At 69.1% G+C, this 14,170-nt stretch carries 15 protein-coding genes and 1 tRNA gene; 1 reads left to right on the top strand and 15 read right to left on the bottom strand.

Annotated elements, in window-relative coordinates; genetic code table 11:
• Window positions 1-9: 9 nt before the first annotated feature.
• The 3 genes from AC3A6G_RS07875 to AC3A6G_RS07865 all read right to left on the bottom strand — a co-directional run bounded on the left by AC3A6G_RS07875 (window position 10) and on the right by AC3A6G_RS07865 (window position 1,683).
• Window positions 10-573, bottom strand: coding sequence for an A24 family peptidase (locus AC3A6G_RS07875; RefSeq protein WP_487873482.1), 564 nt, complete (start codon window positions 571-573; stop codon window positions 10-12).
• 26 nt (window positions 574-599) lie between these two features.
• Window positions 600-746, bottom strand: coding sequence for a hypothetical protein (locus AC3A6G_RS07870; RefSeq protein ID WP_487859709.1), 147 nt, complete (start codon window positions 744-746; stop codon window positions 600-602).
• A 223-nt stretch (window positions 747-969) separates the two neighbouring features.
• Window positions 970-1,683 (bottom strand): SDR family NAD(P)-dependent oxidoreductase, encoded by a 714-nt coding sequence (locus AC3A6G_RS07865; RefSeq protein WP_487859708.1) that lies wholly within the window; start codon window positions 1,681-1,683, stop codon window positions 970-972.
• Window positions 1,684-1,822: 139 nt separating this feature from the next.
• Between AC3A6G_RS07865 and AC3A6G_RS07860 the strand changes: the two genes are divergently transcribed.
• Window positions 1,823-1,898: transfer RNA gene (locus AC3A6G_RS07860), tRNA-Lys, on the top strand.
• A 287-nt stretch (window positions 1,899-2,185) separates the two neighbouring features.
• Here AC3A6G_RS07860 and AC3A6G_RS07855 read toward each other — a convergent pair.
• The 12 genes from AC3A6G_RS07855 to AC3A6G_RS07800 are packed head-to-tail and all read right to left on the bottom strand — an operon-like array spanning window position 2,186 to window position 14,158.
• Complete coding sequence (locus tag AC3A6G_RS07855; protein ID WP_487863887.1) at window positions 2,186-2,587, bottom strand: acyl-CoA thioesterase; 402 nt, start codon at window positions 2,585-2,587, stop codon at window positions 2,186-2,188.
• Between the two features lie 50 nt (window positions 2,588-2,637).
• Window positions 2,638-3,168 (bottom strand): MarR family winged helix-turn-helix transcriptional regulator, encoded by a 531-nt coding sequence (locus AC3A6G_RS07850; protein WP_487859707.1) that lies wholly within the window; start codon window positions 3,166-3,168, stop codon window positions 2,638-2,640.
• On the bottom strand, window positions 3,168-3,944 hold the full coding sequence (locus AC3A6G_RS07845) for an SDR family NAD(P)-dependent oxidoreductase (protein WP_487873481.1): 777 nt from the start codon (window positions 3,942-3,944) through the stop codon (window positions 3,168-3,170). Before AC3A6G_RS07845 ends, AC3A6G_RS07850 begins: the two co-directional genes overlap by 1 nt.
• Before the next feature lie 55 nt (window positions 3,945-3,999).
• Window positions 4,000-4,758: an SDR family NAD(P)-dependent oxidoreductase gene (locus tag AC3A6G_RS07840; protein WP_487873480.1), complete on the bottom strand. Its 759-nt coding sequence runs from the start codon at window positions 4,756-4,758 to the stop codon at window positions 4,000-4,002.
• Complete coding sequence (locus tag AC3A6G_RS07835; RefSeq protein ID WP_487873479.1) at window positions 4,758-6,362, bottom strand: ATP-dependent acyl-CoA ligase; 1,605 nt, start codon at window positions 6,360-6,362, stop codon at window positions 4,758-4,760. The genes AC3A6G_RS07840 and AC3A6G_RS07835 overlap by 1 nt, the downstream gene beginning before the upstream one ends.
• Window positions 6,352-7,083 carry an ABC transporter ATP-binding protein gene (locus AC3A6G_RS07830; RefSeq protein ID WP_487863400.1) on the bottom strand — a complete coding sequence of 244 codons (732 nt, stop codon included), beginning with the start codon at window positions 7,081-7,083 and terminating at the stop codon, window positions 6,352-6,354. The genes AC3A6G_RS07835 and AC3A6G_RS07830 overlap by 11 nt, the downstream gene beginning before the upstream one ends.
• Window positions 7,080-8,867: a branched-chain amino acid ABC transporter ATP-binding protein/permease gene (locus AC3A6G_RS07825; RefSeq protein WP_487859702.1), complete on the bottom strand. Its 1,788-nt coding sequence runs from the start codon at window positions 8,865-8,867 to the stop codon at window positions 7,080-7,082. The genes AC3A6G_RS07830 and AC3A6G_RS07825 overlap by 4 nt, the downstream gene beginning before the upstream one ends.
• Entirely contained in the window at window positions 8,867-9,922 is a 1,056-nt protein-coding gene (locus AC3A6G_RS07820) for a branched-chain amino acid ABC transporter permease (RefSeq protein ID WP_487859701.1), read from the bottom strand. Before AC3A6G_RS07820 ends, AC3A6G_RS07825 begins: the two co-directional genes overlap by 1 nt.
• A gap of 52 nt (window positions 9,923-9,974) precedes the next feature.
• Window positions 9,975-11,138, bottom strand: a complete 1,164-nt coding sequence (locus tag AC3A6G_RS07815) for an ABC transporter substrate-binding protein (RefSeq protein WP_487859700.1) — start codon at window positions 11,136-11,138, stop codon at window positions 9,975-9,977.
• Window positions 11,139-11,185: 47 nt separating this feature from the next.
• Window positions 11,186-11,653 (bottom strand): aromatic-ring-hydroxylating dioxygenase subunit beta, encoded by a 468-nt coding sequence (locus tag AC3A6G_RS07810; RefSeq protein ID WP_487873478.1) that lies wholly within the window; start codon window positions 11,651-11,653, stop codon window positions 11,186-11,188.
• A complete protein-coding gene (locus tag AC3A6G_RS07805; RefSeq protein ID WP_487873477.1) occupies window positions 11,650-12,978 on the bottom strand; it encodes an aromatic ring-hydroxylating dioxygenase subunit alpha in 1,329 nt (442 codons plus the stop codon). Before AC3A6G_RS07805 ends, AC3A6G_RS07810 begins: the two co-directional genes overlap by 4 nt.
• A gap of 31 nt (window positions 12,979-13,009) precedes the next feature.
• Window positions 13,010-14,158: an ABC transporter substrate-binding protein gene (locus AC3A6G_RS07800; protein WP_487873476.1), complete on the bottom strand. Its 1,149-nt coding sequence runs from the start codon at window positions 14,156-14,158 to the stop codon at window positions 13,010-13,012.
• Window positions 14,159-14,170: the final 12 nt, after the last annotated feature.

Below are 14,170 nucleotides of genomic sequence, written 5' to 3'. Positions count from 1 at the left end.
CTTTCCCTTTCATTTCAACCAGCCCAGTTGGTTCGCGAGGATCTGGGTCACGGTCCCGGCGCAGATGCAGATGCCGTAGGGCAGCTTTCCGATCGACTGGCGCAGGTCGCCGGCCGCGTCCGGCCGCATGCAGGCCATCCCCGAGACCACGTTGGCGAGCATGTGGCAGAGGCGGCTGCGGTGGATGGCAAAGGCGATGGCGGCCACGCCCCCGGCCATGCATGTGAAGAAGATGGCCGTCAGCGTCTGGTGGGGGCCGAGAAAGGCACCCACCATCGCCATCAGCTTGACGTCGCCCGCACCCATCACACCGAGCAGGTAGAACGGCAGCATGATGGCTAGGCCGAGGCCAAGGCCGCCGAACGCGTGCGACGCACCTGCCGCCGGCGTGCGCGCCGCGATGGTGCCGTAGACCACCGCGAAGACCATGCCGCCGAAGGTCAGCCAGTTGGGAATTCGGTAGAAGCGCCAGTCGCTGACCGCGGCCAGCGCCAGCAGCACCAGCAGCCCGCCCAGGCGAAAATCCAGTGCCGCCACCGTCAACAGGTCGAGGAAGGCGTCGAGTCCGCGCATGGCCTGATGCTCCTGTCTGCCGGCGGTCAGGCGCTGCGCCGCACCGCGAGCAGCAGGAGCAGGCACACGGCCAGCACGAGCGAGCCGATGAGTGCGAACTCCATGAACGACATGCCTGCTTCCTCGCGCAGCAGGTTCATGAAGTTTCTTGGCAGCAGTTCGTGCGATTCCATGCGTATTTCCCGGTGATGTGGCGTCACTGTAGGAATTGGCACGCTTGCGCGCATGGGCCGTGCGCCCCCGGCCCGGGGAGACATGTGCCCCGGGTCCGCCGCCCGGGTGCATGACAAAGCGCCTGCCTCGTGTGCACCAGCGCGGGGCGCGCCCGTGAAAAAGGCCTCGGTGTGTGCCGGGGCCTCTGGATGCGTGCCGCCCGTGGGCCGGGCGCGCCGCTTCTCAGGTGTCGAGCGTCAGGTGCTGGCCATGCAGCGCTGCTGCCGCGGGCGAGGCGAGGAACGCGATGGTCTGCGCCGCGACCGAGGTCGACACCCAGTCGGCGGGATTCGCGTCGGGCATCGCCTGTCGGTTGGCCGGCGTGTCGAGCACGCTGGGCGCCACGCTGTTGATGGCCACGCCATGCGGCGCCGCTTCGGCCGCCATGGCTTCGACCAGGCGCTGCAGCGCGCTCTTCGACGCGATGTAGGCGGCCATGCCCGGCAGGCCGCGCGCAGCCACCTTGGCGGTGACCGCGACGATGCGGCCGGCGCCGTGCTCGATCATCGAAGGCAGCACCGCCTGCGTGACCGCCACGAACGACCAGGCGTTGAGGTCCATCATGCGGTTCCAGCTCGCGCGCGTGAGCGCATGCGTGGCCTCGCCCATCTCGAAGCCGCCCGCGATGTGGACCAGTGCATCGATGCGGCCGAACGCCTTTCGCGCCTGCGTCGCGAGCGCCGACATCTCGTCGACCGAGGTCACGTCGCCCTCCAGCAGCAGGTGCTGCGAATTGTCGAGACCCGGGAAGGCATCGGCCAGCCGGTCCGCGCGATGGTCGACAAGCGCGAGACGTGCGCCCTGCGCAAGAAAGTGCTGGACCACCGCACGGCCCAGCGCGCCCGCGGCGCCGGTGATCACCACATGCGGCATGGTGCTTGTGTCTGCTGTTGTCATGGAAGTGTTCTCCTGGTGAAGGGCGTGGACCGCCGCCGATGACGCATGCTACCGCTGCGGCGCACAAAATCGTTGAGCCCCAAAATTTTTACGCTATACTTGCGGTCTTGCCAAAAAACGCCAAGCGTTTGAAAAGCAAGGGCTCTTAGCTCAGTTGGTAGAGCAGCGGACTCTTAATCCGTAGGTCGAGTGTTCGAGTCACTCAGGGCCCACCAACCAACACGAAAAGCCTGCTACCGCTCGGTAGCAGGCTTTTTTCATGGTGATACGCCGCCCCGGCCGGAGAGGATCCTCTCGGAAGAAGAGGAAATATTTCACGGTTTCACAGCCAATCCGAGTTGCTTCCGGCCGCCGCCTACGCCGGACAGTCCTTTGGCGTGGCATCTTGCAAACTGCTGTCACGCACCAAAAGAAGAACAAGAACGACCGCGACAGAAGTCTCGCGTCCAAACGCCAGTTCGTTTTTCTACCCGCCCAGGCGGTTTTTTTTTGCCTGTTCCGTTCAGGCCGGCGGCGAAAAGCCGCGCAGGATCGCAGCGCGGATGTCTTCGGGCACGGCCACGGCACGGTGGCTTTCGAGCGACGTGGTCACGAGCACCTGCTTTACCTGCATGCGCAGCTCGCCGGTCGCAGGCTCGAAGCAGCGCAGCGCGAGCGCGATCGAACGCGAACCCAGCCGTTCCACCGAGAGCCCGAGCATCACATCGTCGCCCATGCGGCTCACCGCGCGGAAATCGGCCTCGAGCCGCACGGTCGGCAGGCCGATGCGCCTCCCGCCGATGAGCGCGTGGTAGTCCACGCCGAGGCCCTCGCCCACCCAGTCTTCCACGAGGCCGTTGAGCATCACGAAGTACTGCGGATAGAAGACGATGCCCGCCGGGTCGCAGTCCGAGAAGCGGATCATCCGCGCGCGCTGGAACTCGACCACGGTCTGGGCGGGCGCGTCGATGGCGCTCACGCCGCTTCCTCGCCCGCAGGCTCGCTGCGCATCACGTGCACGCGCAGCTGCCCGAGTTGCGCATGCATCTGCTTGACGGTCTTCATGTCGAGCCCCGAGAACATCTCGAGGATCCACTGTTCGTGCTCCTTGGCCATGGCCTCGAAGCTCGTGCGGCCCTTGGGCGTGAGGCTCACGATCCAAGAGCGACGGTCGTCGGGGCTGTGCGTGCGCACCACCACGCCATCGCGTTCGAGCTCGTCGGTCAGGCCGGTGACGTTGCCGCCGGTCACCATCAGGTAGCGCGAGAGCACGCGCATCTTGAGGCCTTCGCGGTAGCGATGGAGCTGCGCCATGTAGTCGAAGCGCGCCAGCGAGATGCCGAAGCGCTCGCGCAGCCGGCGCCGGATCTCGGCCTCGATCTGCGTGGTGCTGGCCAGCATGCGCAGCCAGAGCTTGAGCATCGCGTGGTCGTCGTGGCCGGCGCGCGCTTCGTGGCCCAGTTCTTCGGCGTCGCTGAGCGCCGCATGCGAGGCGTCGTTGCGCATCACATCACCTCTCCGCCCGAAACCGACACCGATTGCCCGGTGACGGAGCCGGCGCCCTCGCCGCAGAGCCAGCGCACCGCATCGGCCACTTCGGCGGGCTGCACGATGCGCTTCTGCGGATTGACGGCAGAGAACTCGGCCAGCGCATCGGCTTCGCTGCGCCCGGTCTTGCCGACCACGTTGGCCACGCTCGTGCGCAGGATCTCGGTGTCGGTGTAGCCGGGGCACACCGCGTTCACCGTGATGCCCTTGCGCGCCACCTCGAGCGCGAGCGCGCGGGTGAGCCCGATCACGCCGTGCTTGGCCGCCGTATAGGCCGCTACGTACGCGTAGCCCTTCTGGCCCGCAGTGCTCGCGATGTTGACGATGCGGCCCCAGCCGGCCTCGAGCATGCCGGGCAGTGCCGCCTGCGTGCACAGGAAGGTGCCGGTCAGGTTGACGTCGAGCATGCGCTGCCAGAGCGCGGGCGTGGTCTTGAGGAACGGTGCGCTCTCTGCCGCGCCCGCGTTGTTCACGAGGACGGCGACGGGCCCGCGTTCAGCGCTGGCCTGTGCGAAGGCCGCGCGCACCGCGGCCTCGTCGGCCACGTCGGCCGCCGCGACACCGTGCCCCTGGCCCGGCAGCCATGCGGCCACGCGCGCGAGCGCATCGAGGTCGCGCCCGAGCAACGTCAATGTGGCGCCCTCGGCCGCGAGCGTGCGGGCGATTTCGGCGCCGATGCCGCGCGCGGCGCCGGTCACGAGTGCATGGCGTCCGGCGAGTGGATTTGCTTGCATACCTGAAATATTTACTTATGAACTTTTCGAACCGCGATTTTGGCGCATCGCCTTTTCAGCGCATGAAACGGCCGCCGTTGAGGTCGAGCGTGGCGCCTGTCATGAAGGCCGCTGCGGGCGACGCGAGATAGGCCACCGCAGCCGCCACTTCTTCGGGCTCGCCGAAGCGGCCTACCGGAATGCCGGCCTGTAGTGCCTGTTGCCGCGCCGCATCGAGCGCGTCGAGCGCGGGGCTCCTGACCGCCGCGGGCGCGACGGCGTTGACTGTGACCCCGTGCGGCGCCAGTTCCGCGGCGAAGCTGCGTGTCAGCGCCAGCAGCGCCGCCTTGCTGGCCGCATAGTGCGCGCCCGTGGCCGCGCTGGGCTGCTGCCCCGCCATGGACGCGATGTTGACTATGCGCCCCTGCCCGCGCGCGCGCATGTGACGCCCCGCGATGCGGCAGCCGAAGAAGCTGCCGCGCAGGTTGACCGCGAGCACCTCGTCCCACTCCTCGGGCGTGATGTCCCAGAGCGAGGTGAAGGCGGTGCGTGCGGCGTTGTTGACCAGCACGTCGACCGCGCCGAAGCGCGCGGCGGCCGCATCGAAGCAGCGCGAGAACGCCGCCTCGTCGCGCACGTCGAGCTGCATGGCCACGCAGTCGGCGCCTGTGCCGCGCAAGCGCGCGGCCGCGCGTTCGGCGCCATCGCCATCGATGTCCGCGAGCACGGTGCGCGCGCCCGCCTCGGCCAGCCCGCGCGCGATGGCCTCGCCCAGCCCCTGCGCCGCACCCGTGACGAAGGCGGCGCGGCCGGCGAGCACGGGCGATGCGGCCATCAGGCCGCCTTTGCGGCAGGCCGCGACGCCGGCCCGCGGTCCCAGGTGCCGGCGGTCACGCCGCGTTCGCGCAGCTTGAACTTCTGCACCTTGCCGTTCTCCGTGCGCGGAAGGTCGGGCAGCAGGTCGATGTAGCGGGGCACCGCGAAGTACGGCAGCCGGCTTTCGCAGAAGCGCACCAGCGCGGCCGGCTCGATGTGCTCGCCCTCGCGCGCAACGAGCGCGGCCATCACCTCGTCTTCGGCAAGTTCCGAGCGCACCGGATAGACCGCGCAGGCCGCCACGCCGGGATGGCTCAGCAGCACCTGCTCGACCTCGAACGACGAGATGTTCTCGCCGCGGCGGCGGATCGCGTCCTTGATGCGGTCGACAAAACGGAACGCCCCATCGGCATCGCGCACCACGCGGTCGCCGGTGTGGAACCAGAGGTTGCGCCAGGCCTCGACCGTCTTCTCGGGCATCTGGAAGTAGCCGCTCGCGAAGGCATGGGGTTCGTCCGAACGCAGCAGCAATTCGCCGGCTTCGCCGATCGGAAGTTCCACGTCGCCCTCGTCGGCCACGCGCGCCTGGAAGCCCGGACGCAGCCAGCCCATGACGCCGCCGCGCGGTGAATCCGGCGCGGTGGCGATCGCAAAGTTGGTTTCGGTCGAGCCGTAGCCCTCGAGCAGCTTCACGCCGGTGCGCGCCAAAAAGGCCTGTGCGGCCGCCGCGGGCACGCCCGGCCCGAGCCCGATGCGCACGCGGTGGCCGCGTTCGCCTTGGCCCTCGGGCTGCGCGAGCAGGATGGGCACCATCGCGCCGAGCAGGTAGACCACGGTCGCGCTGTTGTCGCGCATCGCGGGCCAGAAGCCCGACGCCGAGAAGCGTGTCTCGAACACCGCTTCCGCGCCGGTCAACGCGGCCTGCGCGAAGGTGTTGAGCGCATTGATGTGGAACAGCGGCAGCGTGGTGCACAGCACATCGTCCGCACCGACGCCGAGCACCTCGGCGCTGTTCACGCCCCACCAGAAATACTGCGCATGCGGGCAGACCACGCCCTTGGCGGGGCCGGTGGTGCCCGAGGTGTAGAGGATGGCAAGCGGATCGCCGGGCAGAACGTCTGCGGCTGGCAGCGAAGGCCCCTCCAGCGGATAGCGGCTCACGCGCACGCCTGCCGGCGCTGTCCACGCAGCGGCAGCCTCGCCAACCACCCACACCGCTTGCAGCGACGTGCGCGCGAGGTCGGCCGTCGCGAGCCGTTCGAGGAATCCGGCCTCGATCACCAGCAGCTTCGCCTGGCTGTTGGCGAGGAAGTATTCGAGCTGCGGCCCCATCGACGCGCTGTTGACCGGCACCACCGCCGCGCCGAGCCAGCCGGCGCCGAGAAAGACCTCGAGAAACTCGATGCGGTTGCCGCACATCACGGCGATGCGGTCGCCGCGCGCCACGCCGGCCGCGGCCAGGGCGCCGGCGCGCACCGCGGCCGCCGCCGCCGCATCGCCGTGCGTCCACTGCCGCCCCGCGATGCGCACCAGCGGACGCCCCGCGAAGCGCTCGGCCTGCCGCTGCAGCATCGCCGGCAGCGTGCGCTGGCCGGGCGGCAGCGCGCGCGCTTCACTCGTCATCGTGCGTGCCCCCGCCGAGGTAGGTGGCCTGCACGCGTGGGTCGCCCGCCAGTTCGGCCGACGCGCCCGACAGCGCGATCTCGCCGGTCTCGAGCACGTAGCCGTGGTCGGAGGTCTCGAGCGCCGCGCGCGCGTTCTGCTCGACCAGCAGGATCGAGACGCCGTCGTCGCGCAGCTTGCGCACGATCGACAGGATGTCGCGCACGATGAGCGGTGCCAGCCCGAGGCTCGGCTCGTCGAGCATCAACAGCCGCGGGGCCGACATCAGCGCCCGCCCGACCGCGAGCATCTGCCGCTCGCCGCCCGAGAGCGTGTCGGCGCGCTGCGCGCGGCGCTCGGCCAGGCGCGGGAACCGGTCGTACACCGATTGCAAGCGCTTCTTCATCGCGTCGCCGCGCAGCCGCTTGGCATAGGCGCCGAGCTGCAGGTTGTCGAGCACCGTCAGCTCGCCGAACAGCTCGCGCTTCTCGGGCACGAGGCACAGGCCGCGCTCCACGCGCGATTCGACGTCGAGGCCCTGCAGGTCCTCGCCCTCGAAGCGCAGCGTTCCCTTGCAGGGCAGCAGGCCCATCGCCGCCGCGAGCAGCGTGGTCTTGCCCGCGCCGTTCGGGCCGATCACCGAGATGATCTGGCCCGGCTGCAGTTCGAGCGACACGCCGCGCACCGCCTCGACCTGCCCGTACGACACGTGCAGGTCGCCGATCTCGAGCATGGCGGTCATACAACGCTCCCCAGATAAGCCGCCTGCACGCGTTCGTCGGCGCGCACCGCCGACGGCACGCCCTCGACGAGCTTGGAGCCGAAATTCATCACCACCAGCCGGTCCACGAGTTTCATCACGAAGTCCATGTCATGTTCGACGATCAGGATCGTCACGCCCTCCTCGCGCAGCTTGCGCAGCAGGTCGCCGAGCGCCATCTTTTCCTTGCGGCGCAGGCCCGCCGCGGGCTCGTCGAGCACCAGCAGCACCGGGTCGGCCGCGAGCGCACGCGCGATCTCGAGGATGCGCTGCGTGCCCAGCGGCAGGCTGCCCGCGAGTTCGTCCGCGCGGTCGCCCAGGCCGATGCGGTCGAGCTGGCGCTGCGCCTCCTGCAGGATCTGCCGCTCCTCGGCGCGGTCGAGCCGCAGGCCCGCCCTGAGGACACCCGAGCGCGTGCGCGAATGCGCACCCAGCGCCACGTTGTCGAGCAGGCTCATGTGGGGGCGCAGCTTGACGTGCTGGAAGGTGCGCGCCAGCCCGAGCCGCGCGACCTGCCGCTGCGGCATGCCCGCGATGTCGCGCCCGAGAAAGCGCACCTCGCCCGCGCTCATCGGCAAGGTGCAGGTCAGCAGGTTGAACATGGTCGACTTGCCGGCGCCGTTGGGCCCGATGAGGCCGACGATCTCGCCCGCATTGACCTCGAAGCTCACGTCGTTGACCGCCACGAGGCCGCCGAAGCGCCTGACCGCGCCCTTGACCGACAGCACCTGCGTGCCGCGCGCGGGCAACTGCCGGTGTGCGAGCGGCGCCACTTCAGGCCCTTCGTAGCGCGAAGCCCCCGAGGTACCGCCATGCCGCCGCGTCCAGCGTCGCAGCAGCCCCATCAGCCCGCCGCGCGCAAAGTGCAGCAGCAGGATGAAGAGCGTCGCGAAGGCCACCGCCTCCAGTTGGCCCGCGCGCTGCGTGAGCATGGGCAGCACGTCCTGCAGCCCGTTCTTGAGCACCAGCACCAGCGCCGCACCCACCAGCGCGCCCGACAGGTGGCCCAGGCCGCCCGCCACCGCCATCAGCAGGTATTCGATGCTCACCCGAACGTCGAACGGCGACGGGCTCACGAAGCGGTTCATGTGCGCATAGAGCCAACCCGCCAGGCCCGCGAAGAGCGCAGCCGTGACGAACAGCGTGAGGCGCACGCGGTAGGCGTCGGCGCCCACGCTCGCAAGCAGCGTGGCGCCGCCGCGCAGTCCGCGGATGGCGCGGCCCGGGCGCGACTGCAGCAGGTTGTGGCTGAACAGGCAGGCCAGCCCGACGATCGCCCAGATCAGGTAGTACATCGCGCGCGGATCGGCGAGCGACCAGCCCGCGACATGCAGCGGCGGAATGTTCGACAGCCCCGTGTGGCGCCCGAGCGCATCGACGTTGCCGAACAGCATTGCGATCGACAGGCCCCAGGCGATGGTGCTGAGCGGCAGGAAGTGTCCGCCGAGCCGCAGCGTGAGCATGCCGATCGCCAACGCCGAGACGCCGGTCAACAGCAGCGCGAAGAAAAGGCCGATCCACGGCGACAGGCCCTGCGTGGTCGTGAGCCATGCCGTCGCATAGGCTGCGATGCCCACGAAGGCGGCCTGTCCGAACGACGTGGCGCCGCCCACGCCGGTGAGCAGCACCAGGCCCAGCGCCACCAGGGCGCCGATGCCGATGTCGTTGAAGAGCGAGACCGTGAAGCTGCCCGCCAGCGCCGGCAGCAGTGCCAGCACGACGACCACTCCGGCGATCAACGCCATGCGTTTGCGGTTCGCGTTCATCATTGCTCCACCTCGTCTTCTTCCTCTTCGCTGTGGACCGCCAGGAACGATCGCAGCATGAGCACGGGTATCAGCAGGCTGAAGACGATCACGTCCTTCAGCGCCCCGCTCCAGAACGACGCGAAGCTCTCGACCACGCCGACCGCCAGCGCGCCGAGCGCCGTGATCGGGTAGCTCACCAGACCGCCAATGATCGCGGCCACGAAGGCCTTCAGTCCGATGATGAAGCCCGAGTCGTAGTACATCGTGGTCACCGGCGCGATCAACACGCCGATGAGGCCGGCGAGCAGCGACGCGCAGCCGTAGGCCAGCAACGCGGTGCGCACCGGCCGGATGCCGACCAGCCGCGCGCCCACGCGGTTGACCGCGGTCGCGCGCAGGGCCTTGCCGGCCACCGTGCGTTCGAAGACTAGAAAGAACAACCCGCTGAGCACGATCGCGGCGCCCACCATCAGCACCACCTGGCCGCTGACGGTGAAACCGTCGCCGAGCGTGAACACCGCACTCGTGAGCGGCGTGGTGCGCGAGCCCTCGGGTCCGAAGAACAGCAGGCCCAGGCCCGAGAGCAGGAAGTGCAGCGCGAGCGACACGATCAGCAGCACCAGCACCGAGGCGTCGGCAATCGGCTGGAACACCACCCGCGCGAGCAGCGGCGCCATCGGCACCACCAGCAGCACGGCCACGGCAATGTGCACGGCCACGGGCACGCCGGGCCGCGCCGCGAGCCATGCGAGCACGCAGGGCACCGCAGGCAGCACGCCCCACATCAGCACCGCCTTCGGAATGCGCGCAGCCTCACCGCGGCGCACCAGGCTGCCGATCTCGGTGGCAAGCGCCAGCGCCGCGAGCACCGCCACCATGCCGATGGTCGGCGGCACGCGGCCGGTCTCGAAGGCCGCGAGCGACAGCGCGGCAAAGGCCGCGAGGTCGCCGAACGGCACGAACACCACGCGGGTGACGGAAAAAATCAGCACCAGCCCGAGGCCGGCGAGCAGATAGACGGCACCGTTGGCGAGGCCATCGGTGACGAGGATCAATGCCACGTCCCATGTCATGAGGAAACTCCCTGCAGGATCGTTGTTGTCCGGATCGTTCGCGCGCGTGTACTCAAGGTGCGAGCTTCCATTGGCCGTTGTCGAGCTTGACGATCACGCGCGCGCGTTCGTCCACGCCGTAGAGGCTGCCGGGCTTGAAGGTGTAGACGCCGTGGGTGCCCACCACTTCCTTGGTGCTGAAGATCGCATCGCGCAGCGCCACCCGGAACTCGGCCGTGCCCGGCTCTGCCTTCTTCATGGCGCGCGCGGCGGCATCGGCGAACACCAGCCAGCCGTCGAACGAGTAGGCCGAGAAGGCATCGTTGGTGGCGGCGTTGTTGACCTTCTGGAACACGGCACGGAAGTCGGTCGCGATCTTCTTGGTCGGATGGCTCTCGGGCAATTGCTCGGCCACGATCACAGGCCCCGTGGGCATCAGCGCGTTCTGCCCGGCCGCGCCGACCACGCGCACGAAGTCGGGGTTGATCAGCCCATGCTGGCCGTACACGCCGCCCTTGAAGCCGCGCTCCTGCAGCGCCAGGAAAGGCAGTGCGCCCGGCGTTCCCGCGCCACCGGTCATCACCGCGTCGGGGCGCAGCGCCACGATCTTGAGCACCTGCCCGGTGACCGATGCGTCGGCGCGCGCATAGCGCTCGTTGCTCACCACCTTGATACCGGCCGCGGGTGCGGCCTTCATCATCGCGTTGTAGACCAGGTCGCCCCAGGCGTCGGAGAAGCCGATGTAGCCCACGGTCTTGACGTTGTTGCGCTTCATGCGCTCGATCACCGCATCGATCATGAGCTGCGTGGGCTGCGCCACGGTCATGACCCATTCGTTGTCGGCCGGATCCAGCAGGATGGGTGTCAATCCGATCATCGGCGTCTTCGCGCCCTTGCCGACCTGTGCCATCGCGATGGCGGCCGGCACGCCCGAGGTGCCCATGAGCACGTCGACCTTTTCCTCCTCGATCAGCTTGCGCGCATTGCGACCGGCCGTGGTGGGGTCGGAACCGTCGTCGAGCACGATGAGCTGGATCTTGCGGCCCTCGACCTCGCCCTTGTAGGCCAGCGCGGCCTGCATGCCCTTGGCATAGGGCACGCCGAGCGAGGAGTTGGGCCCCGAGAGCGAGACGCTCAGCCCCACTTTGAGATCGGCCGCGATGGCGCCCGCCATGCCGCAGGCGGTCAGCGCCGCGGCGAGGGCGCCGCGTGTCAAGGTCAACATCAGGCTCTTCATGTCTTGGCTCCGGTGAGGGAAGGTGGATGAAACGAACGGGAGAAAACTCAGATGAACAACTGGATCGCAGGCAATGCACGCGCGCAGTCGAGCAGGTCGACGCGCTTCTCGCGCAGGGCCCAGCCCGAAGGCGTGCGCACCAGGTGATGGCGCGCGGTGCCGCTCAGCAGCACCTGCGCGTCGCCGCGTGCTTCGACGTAGAGGAACGGCGTGCGAAGGCGCACCTCACCGGGCGACTCGGCCTCGATGCGCGACGGCTGCAGCACGTGCTGGCTGCGGCTCGGCGGATGCTGCGAATGGGCGCGCGGGTTGCCGAGCCGGTCCACGCGCAGCTGCAGCAGCAACCGGTCTTCGTAGGCCAGCGAGTTGTGCGAGAACGGGTCAGCCTGCGCGGCGCCGAGCAGCGGCACCCAGTAGTGCCCGTCGTCGGTGAAGAGCGCCAGCCACTCGGCGAAGCGCCGCTCGTCGAGCAGGGCCGCCTCGTGCGCGGCGAAATCGCGCGGGTCGCCGTTCATGCCGGGGCCTCCATGCCTGCCGCCATGGCCTGTGCCCAGGCGCGGAACTGGTTGCGCATGAGCAGCTCGTTGGTGCCATTGGTGGTGAGCGTAGTCTGCGCACGCTCGGCGGGGTCGTAGTTCCGGTGCAGGCTCACCCAGTCGTTGCCCTCGGCGCGCAGGCCGCGCTGGATGCTCTCGAACAGGTGCACGTCGTCGTGCGCCACCACCGACATCGGCGAGAACACGAGCCGGTTGTAGCTCATCGCGCGTTCGAAAAGAAGCTCGGGCGCACCGGCCGCGCAAAAGCTCCAGGCCTCGACGAGCGTGCGGTCCGCGGCCAGCGGCCGGATCACGCGGATGGCCTGCGGCGAGCCCTTGACCGACAGGCTCGGGTACAGCACCGAGTTCTGCGGCGAGCGCTGCAGGATCTCGGTGGCGCGCGCCTCGCCGTGCGCGGCGCGCATCGCGGCCTCGTAGTCGGGCAGCTGCGCGTAGTTGGAATGGATGCTGAAGTTCACGCCGAGCACGCTGTGGCCGTTGGCGAACACTCGGCCGCCCATGTCGTCGAAGAACGCGTAACCCGCACCGAACGGCAGGATCTGCTCCATCGCCATCGGCTTGGGATCGGTGGGCGCATGGCCTTCCCACAGCGCCTCGGCCGCCTGCGTGGCCGACTCGTGGGTCGACATCGGGTGCACCGTGTCGTTGATGTTCTCGAGGTAGATCTTCCAGTTGCAGTGCACGATGTTGCGCAGCACGCCGCCGCCCACCGAGAGCCTGCCTTCGGGCGAGCGGTCGACCATGTTGTCGATCGCGCCGAGCACCTCGCCGAAGTAGTCCTCGAAACCCGGGCCGGTGTCGGCGAGCCGCACGAAGACGAAGTCGCGGTACACCTTCACATGCTTCACCGGCGCCATGCCCTGCCCCGATTCGCAGGCCTTGAGCCGTGTGCCTTCGTAGCCCTGCTTGAGCGGCATGCCCAGCGGCGCGCCGTCGAGCTTGTAAGTCCACGCGTGGTAGGGGCAGCGAAAGAAGCGGCCGGCGTTGCCGCATTCGTCGGTGACCAGCTGCGTGCCCTTGTGGGCGCAGCGGTTGTAGAGCACGCGCAGGCCGCCGTCGGGCTGGCGCACCATCACGAGCGGCCGTCCCGCGATCTCCGCGGCCACGAAGTCGCCGGCCTCCGGCACCTGGCTCGCATGGCCGAGGAAGACCCAGCTGTTCGCGAACAGGTGCGCCTGCTCGAGCGCGAAGATTTCCTCGCTCAGGTACAGGTCGCGGTGCACGCGGTCGTCCTGCACGAGCGCGGCAATGCGCTCGGGGTGGTCGCGGTAGGCGGGTGTCATCGGCGCGGGCCTTGGGTCGTCCGGGGTCGCGTCAGGGCACCAGCTTCCACTGGCCCTTCTGCATCTGCATCACGACCACACCGCGTTGGTCGGAGCCGTAGCGGTCGTCGGGCTTGAAGGTGTAGATGCCGTGGGTACCCACGAGCTCCTTGGTCGCGACGATGGCATCGCGCAGCGCCGTGCGGTACTGCGGCGTACCCGGCTCGCCCTTGGTGCGCGAAGCCGCGTCGGCGAGCAGCAGGTAGGCATCGTAGGTGTAGGACGAGAAGGCATCGGTCGGCACGGCGCCATGGGCCTTCTGGTAGGCCGCGCGGAAGCTCATCGCCACCTTCTTGATGGGGTTGCTGTCGGGCAGCTGGTCGGCCACCAGCACCGGGCCGCTGGGCACCTGCAGGCCTTCGATGGAGGCACCGCCCACGCGCACGAAGTCGGCGTTGATGAGGCCGTGCGTGCCGTAGATCTTTCCCTTGTAGCCGCGCTCGGCAAGCGCAAGGTACGGCAGCGCCCCGGGCGTGCCGGAGTTGCCTGCGAACACGGCGTCGGGCCGCTTGGCGACGATCTTGAGCACCTGGCCCGCGACCGACGAGTCGCTGCGCGCATAGCGTTCGTTGCCCACCACCTGGATGCCGGCCTTCTCGGCGCTCTTCACGAGCGAGTCGTAGGCCAGGTCGCCGAGCGCATCGGAAAAGCCGATGAAGGCCACGGTCTTGACGCCCGACTTCTTCATGCGGTCGACGACGCCCGCGACCATGAGCGGGAACGGCTGCGAGACGGTGACGGTCCATGCGCCTTCGGGGCCTGCGATGGTGACGGGCGTGGGTGAGATCAGCGGCGTGTTGAGCTCGCGCGCCACCGCCGCGATGGCCATGGCGCCGGGCACGCCCGACGTGCCGATGAGCACGTCGACCTTGTCCTCGGTCACGAGCTTGCGCGCGTTGCGCCCGGCGGTGGTCGGATCGGAAGCGTCGTCGAGCACGATGAGCTCGACCTTGCGCCCGGCAATCTGCGGGTGCTCGGCGATGGCCGCGCGAATGCCCTTCTCGTACGGCACGCCGAGCGCGGCGACGGGGCCCGAGAGCGAGCTGATGAAGCCGATCTTGAGGTCGGCGGCGATGGCCTGCGTGGCGGCCAGCGCCACGGCAGTGAGGCCGAGGATGCGGATCAGGTGTTGTTTCTTCATTGTCTTGGCTTC

The sequence above is a fragment of the Variovorax sp. Soil_C_26 genome, from assembly GCF_057657075.1.
The sequence above is the reverse complement of the archived record's forward strand: the minus strand, read 5'-3'. Positions and strand labels throughout refer to the sequence as shown.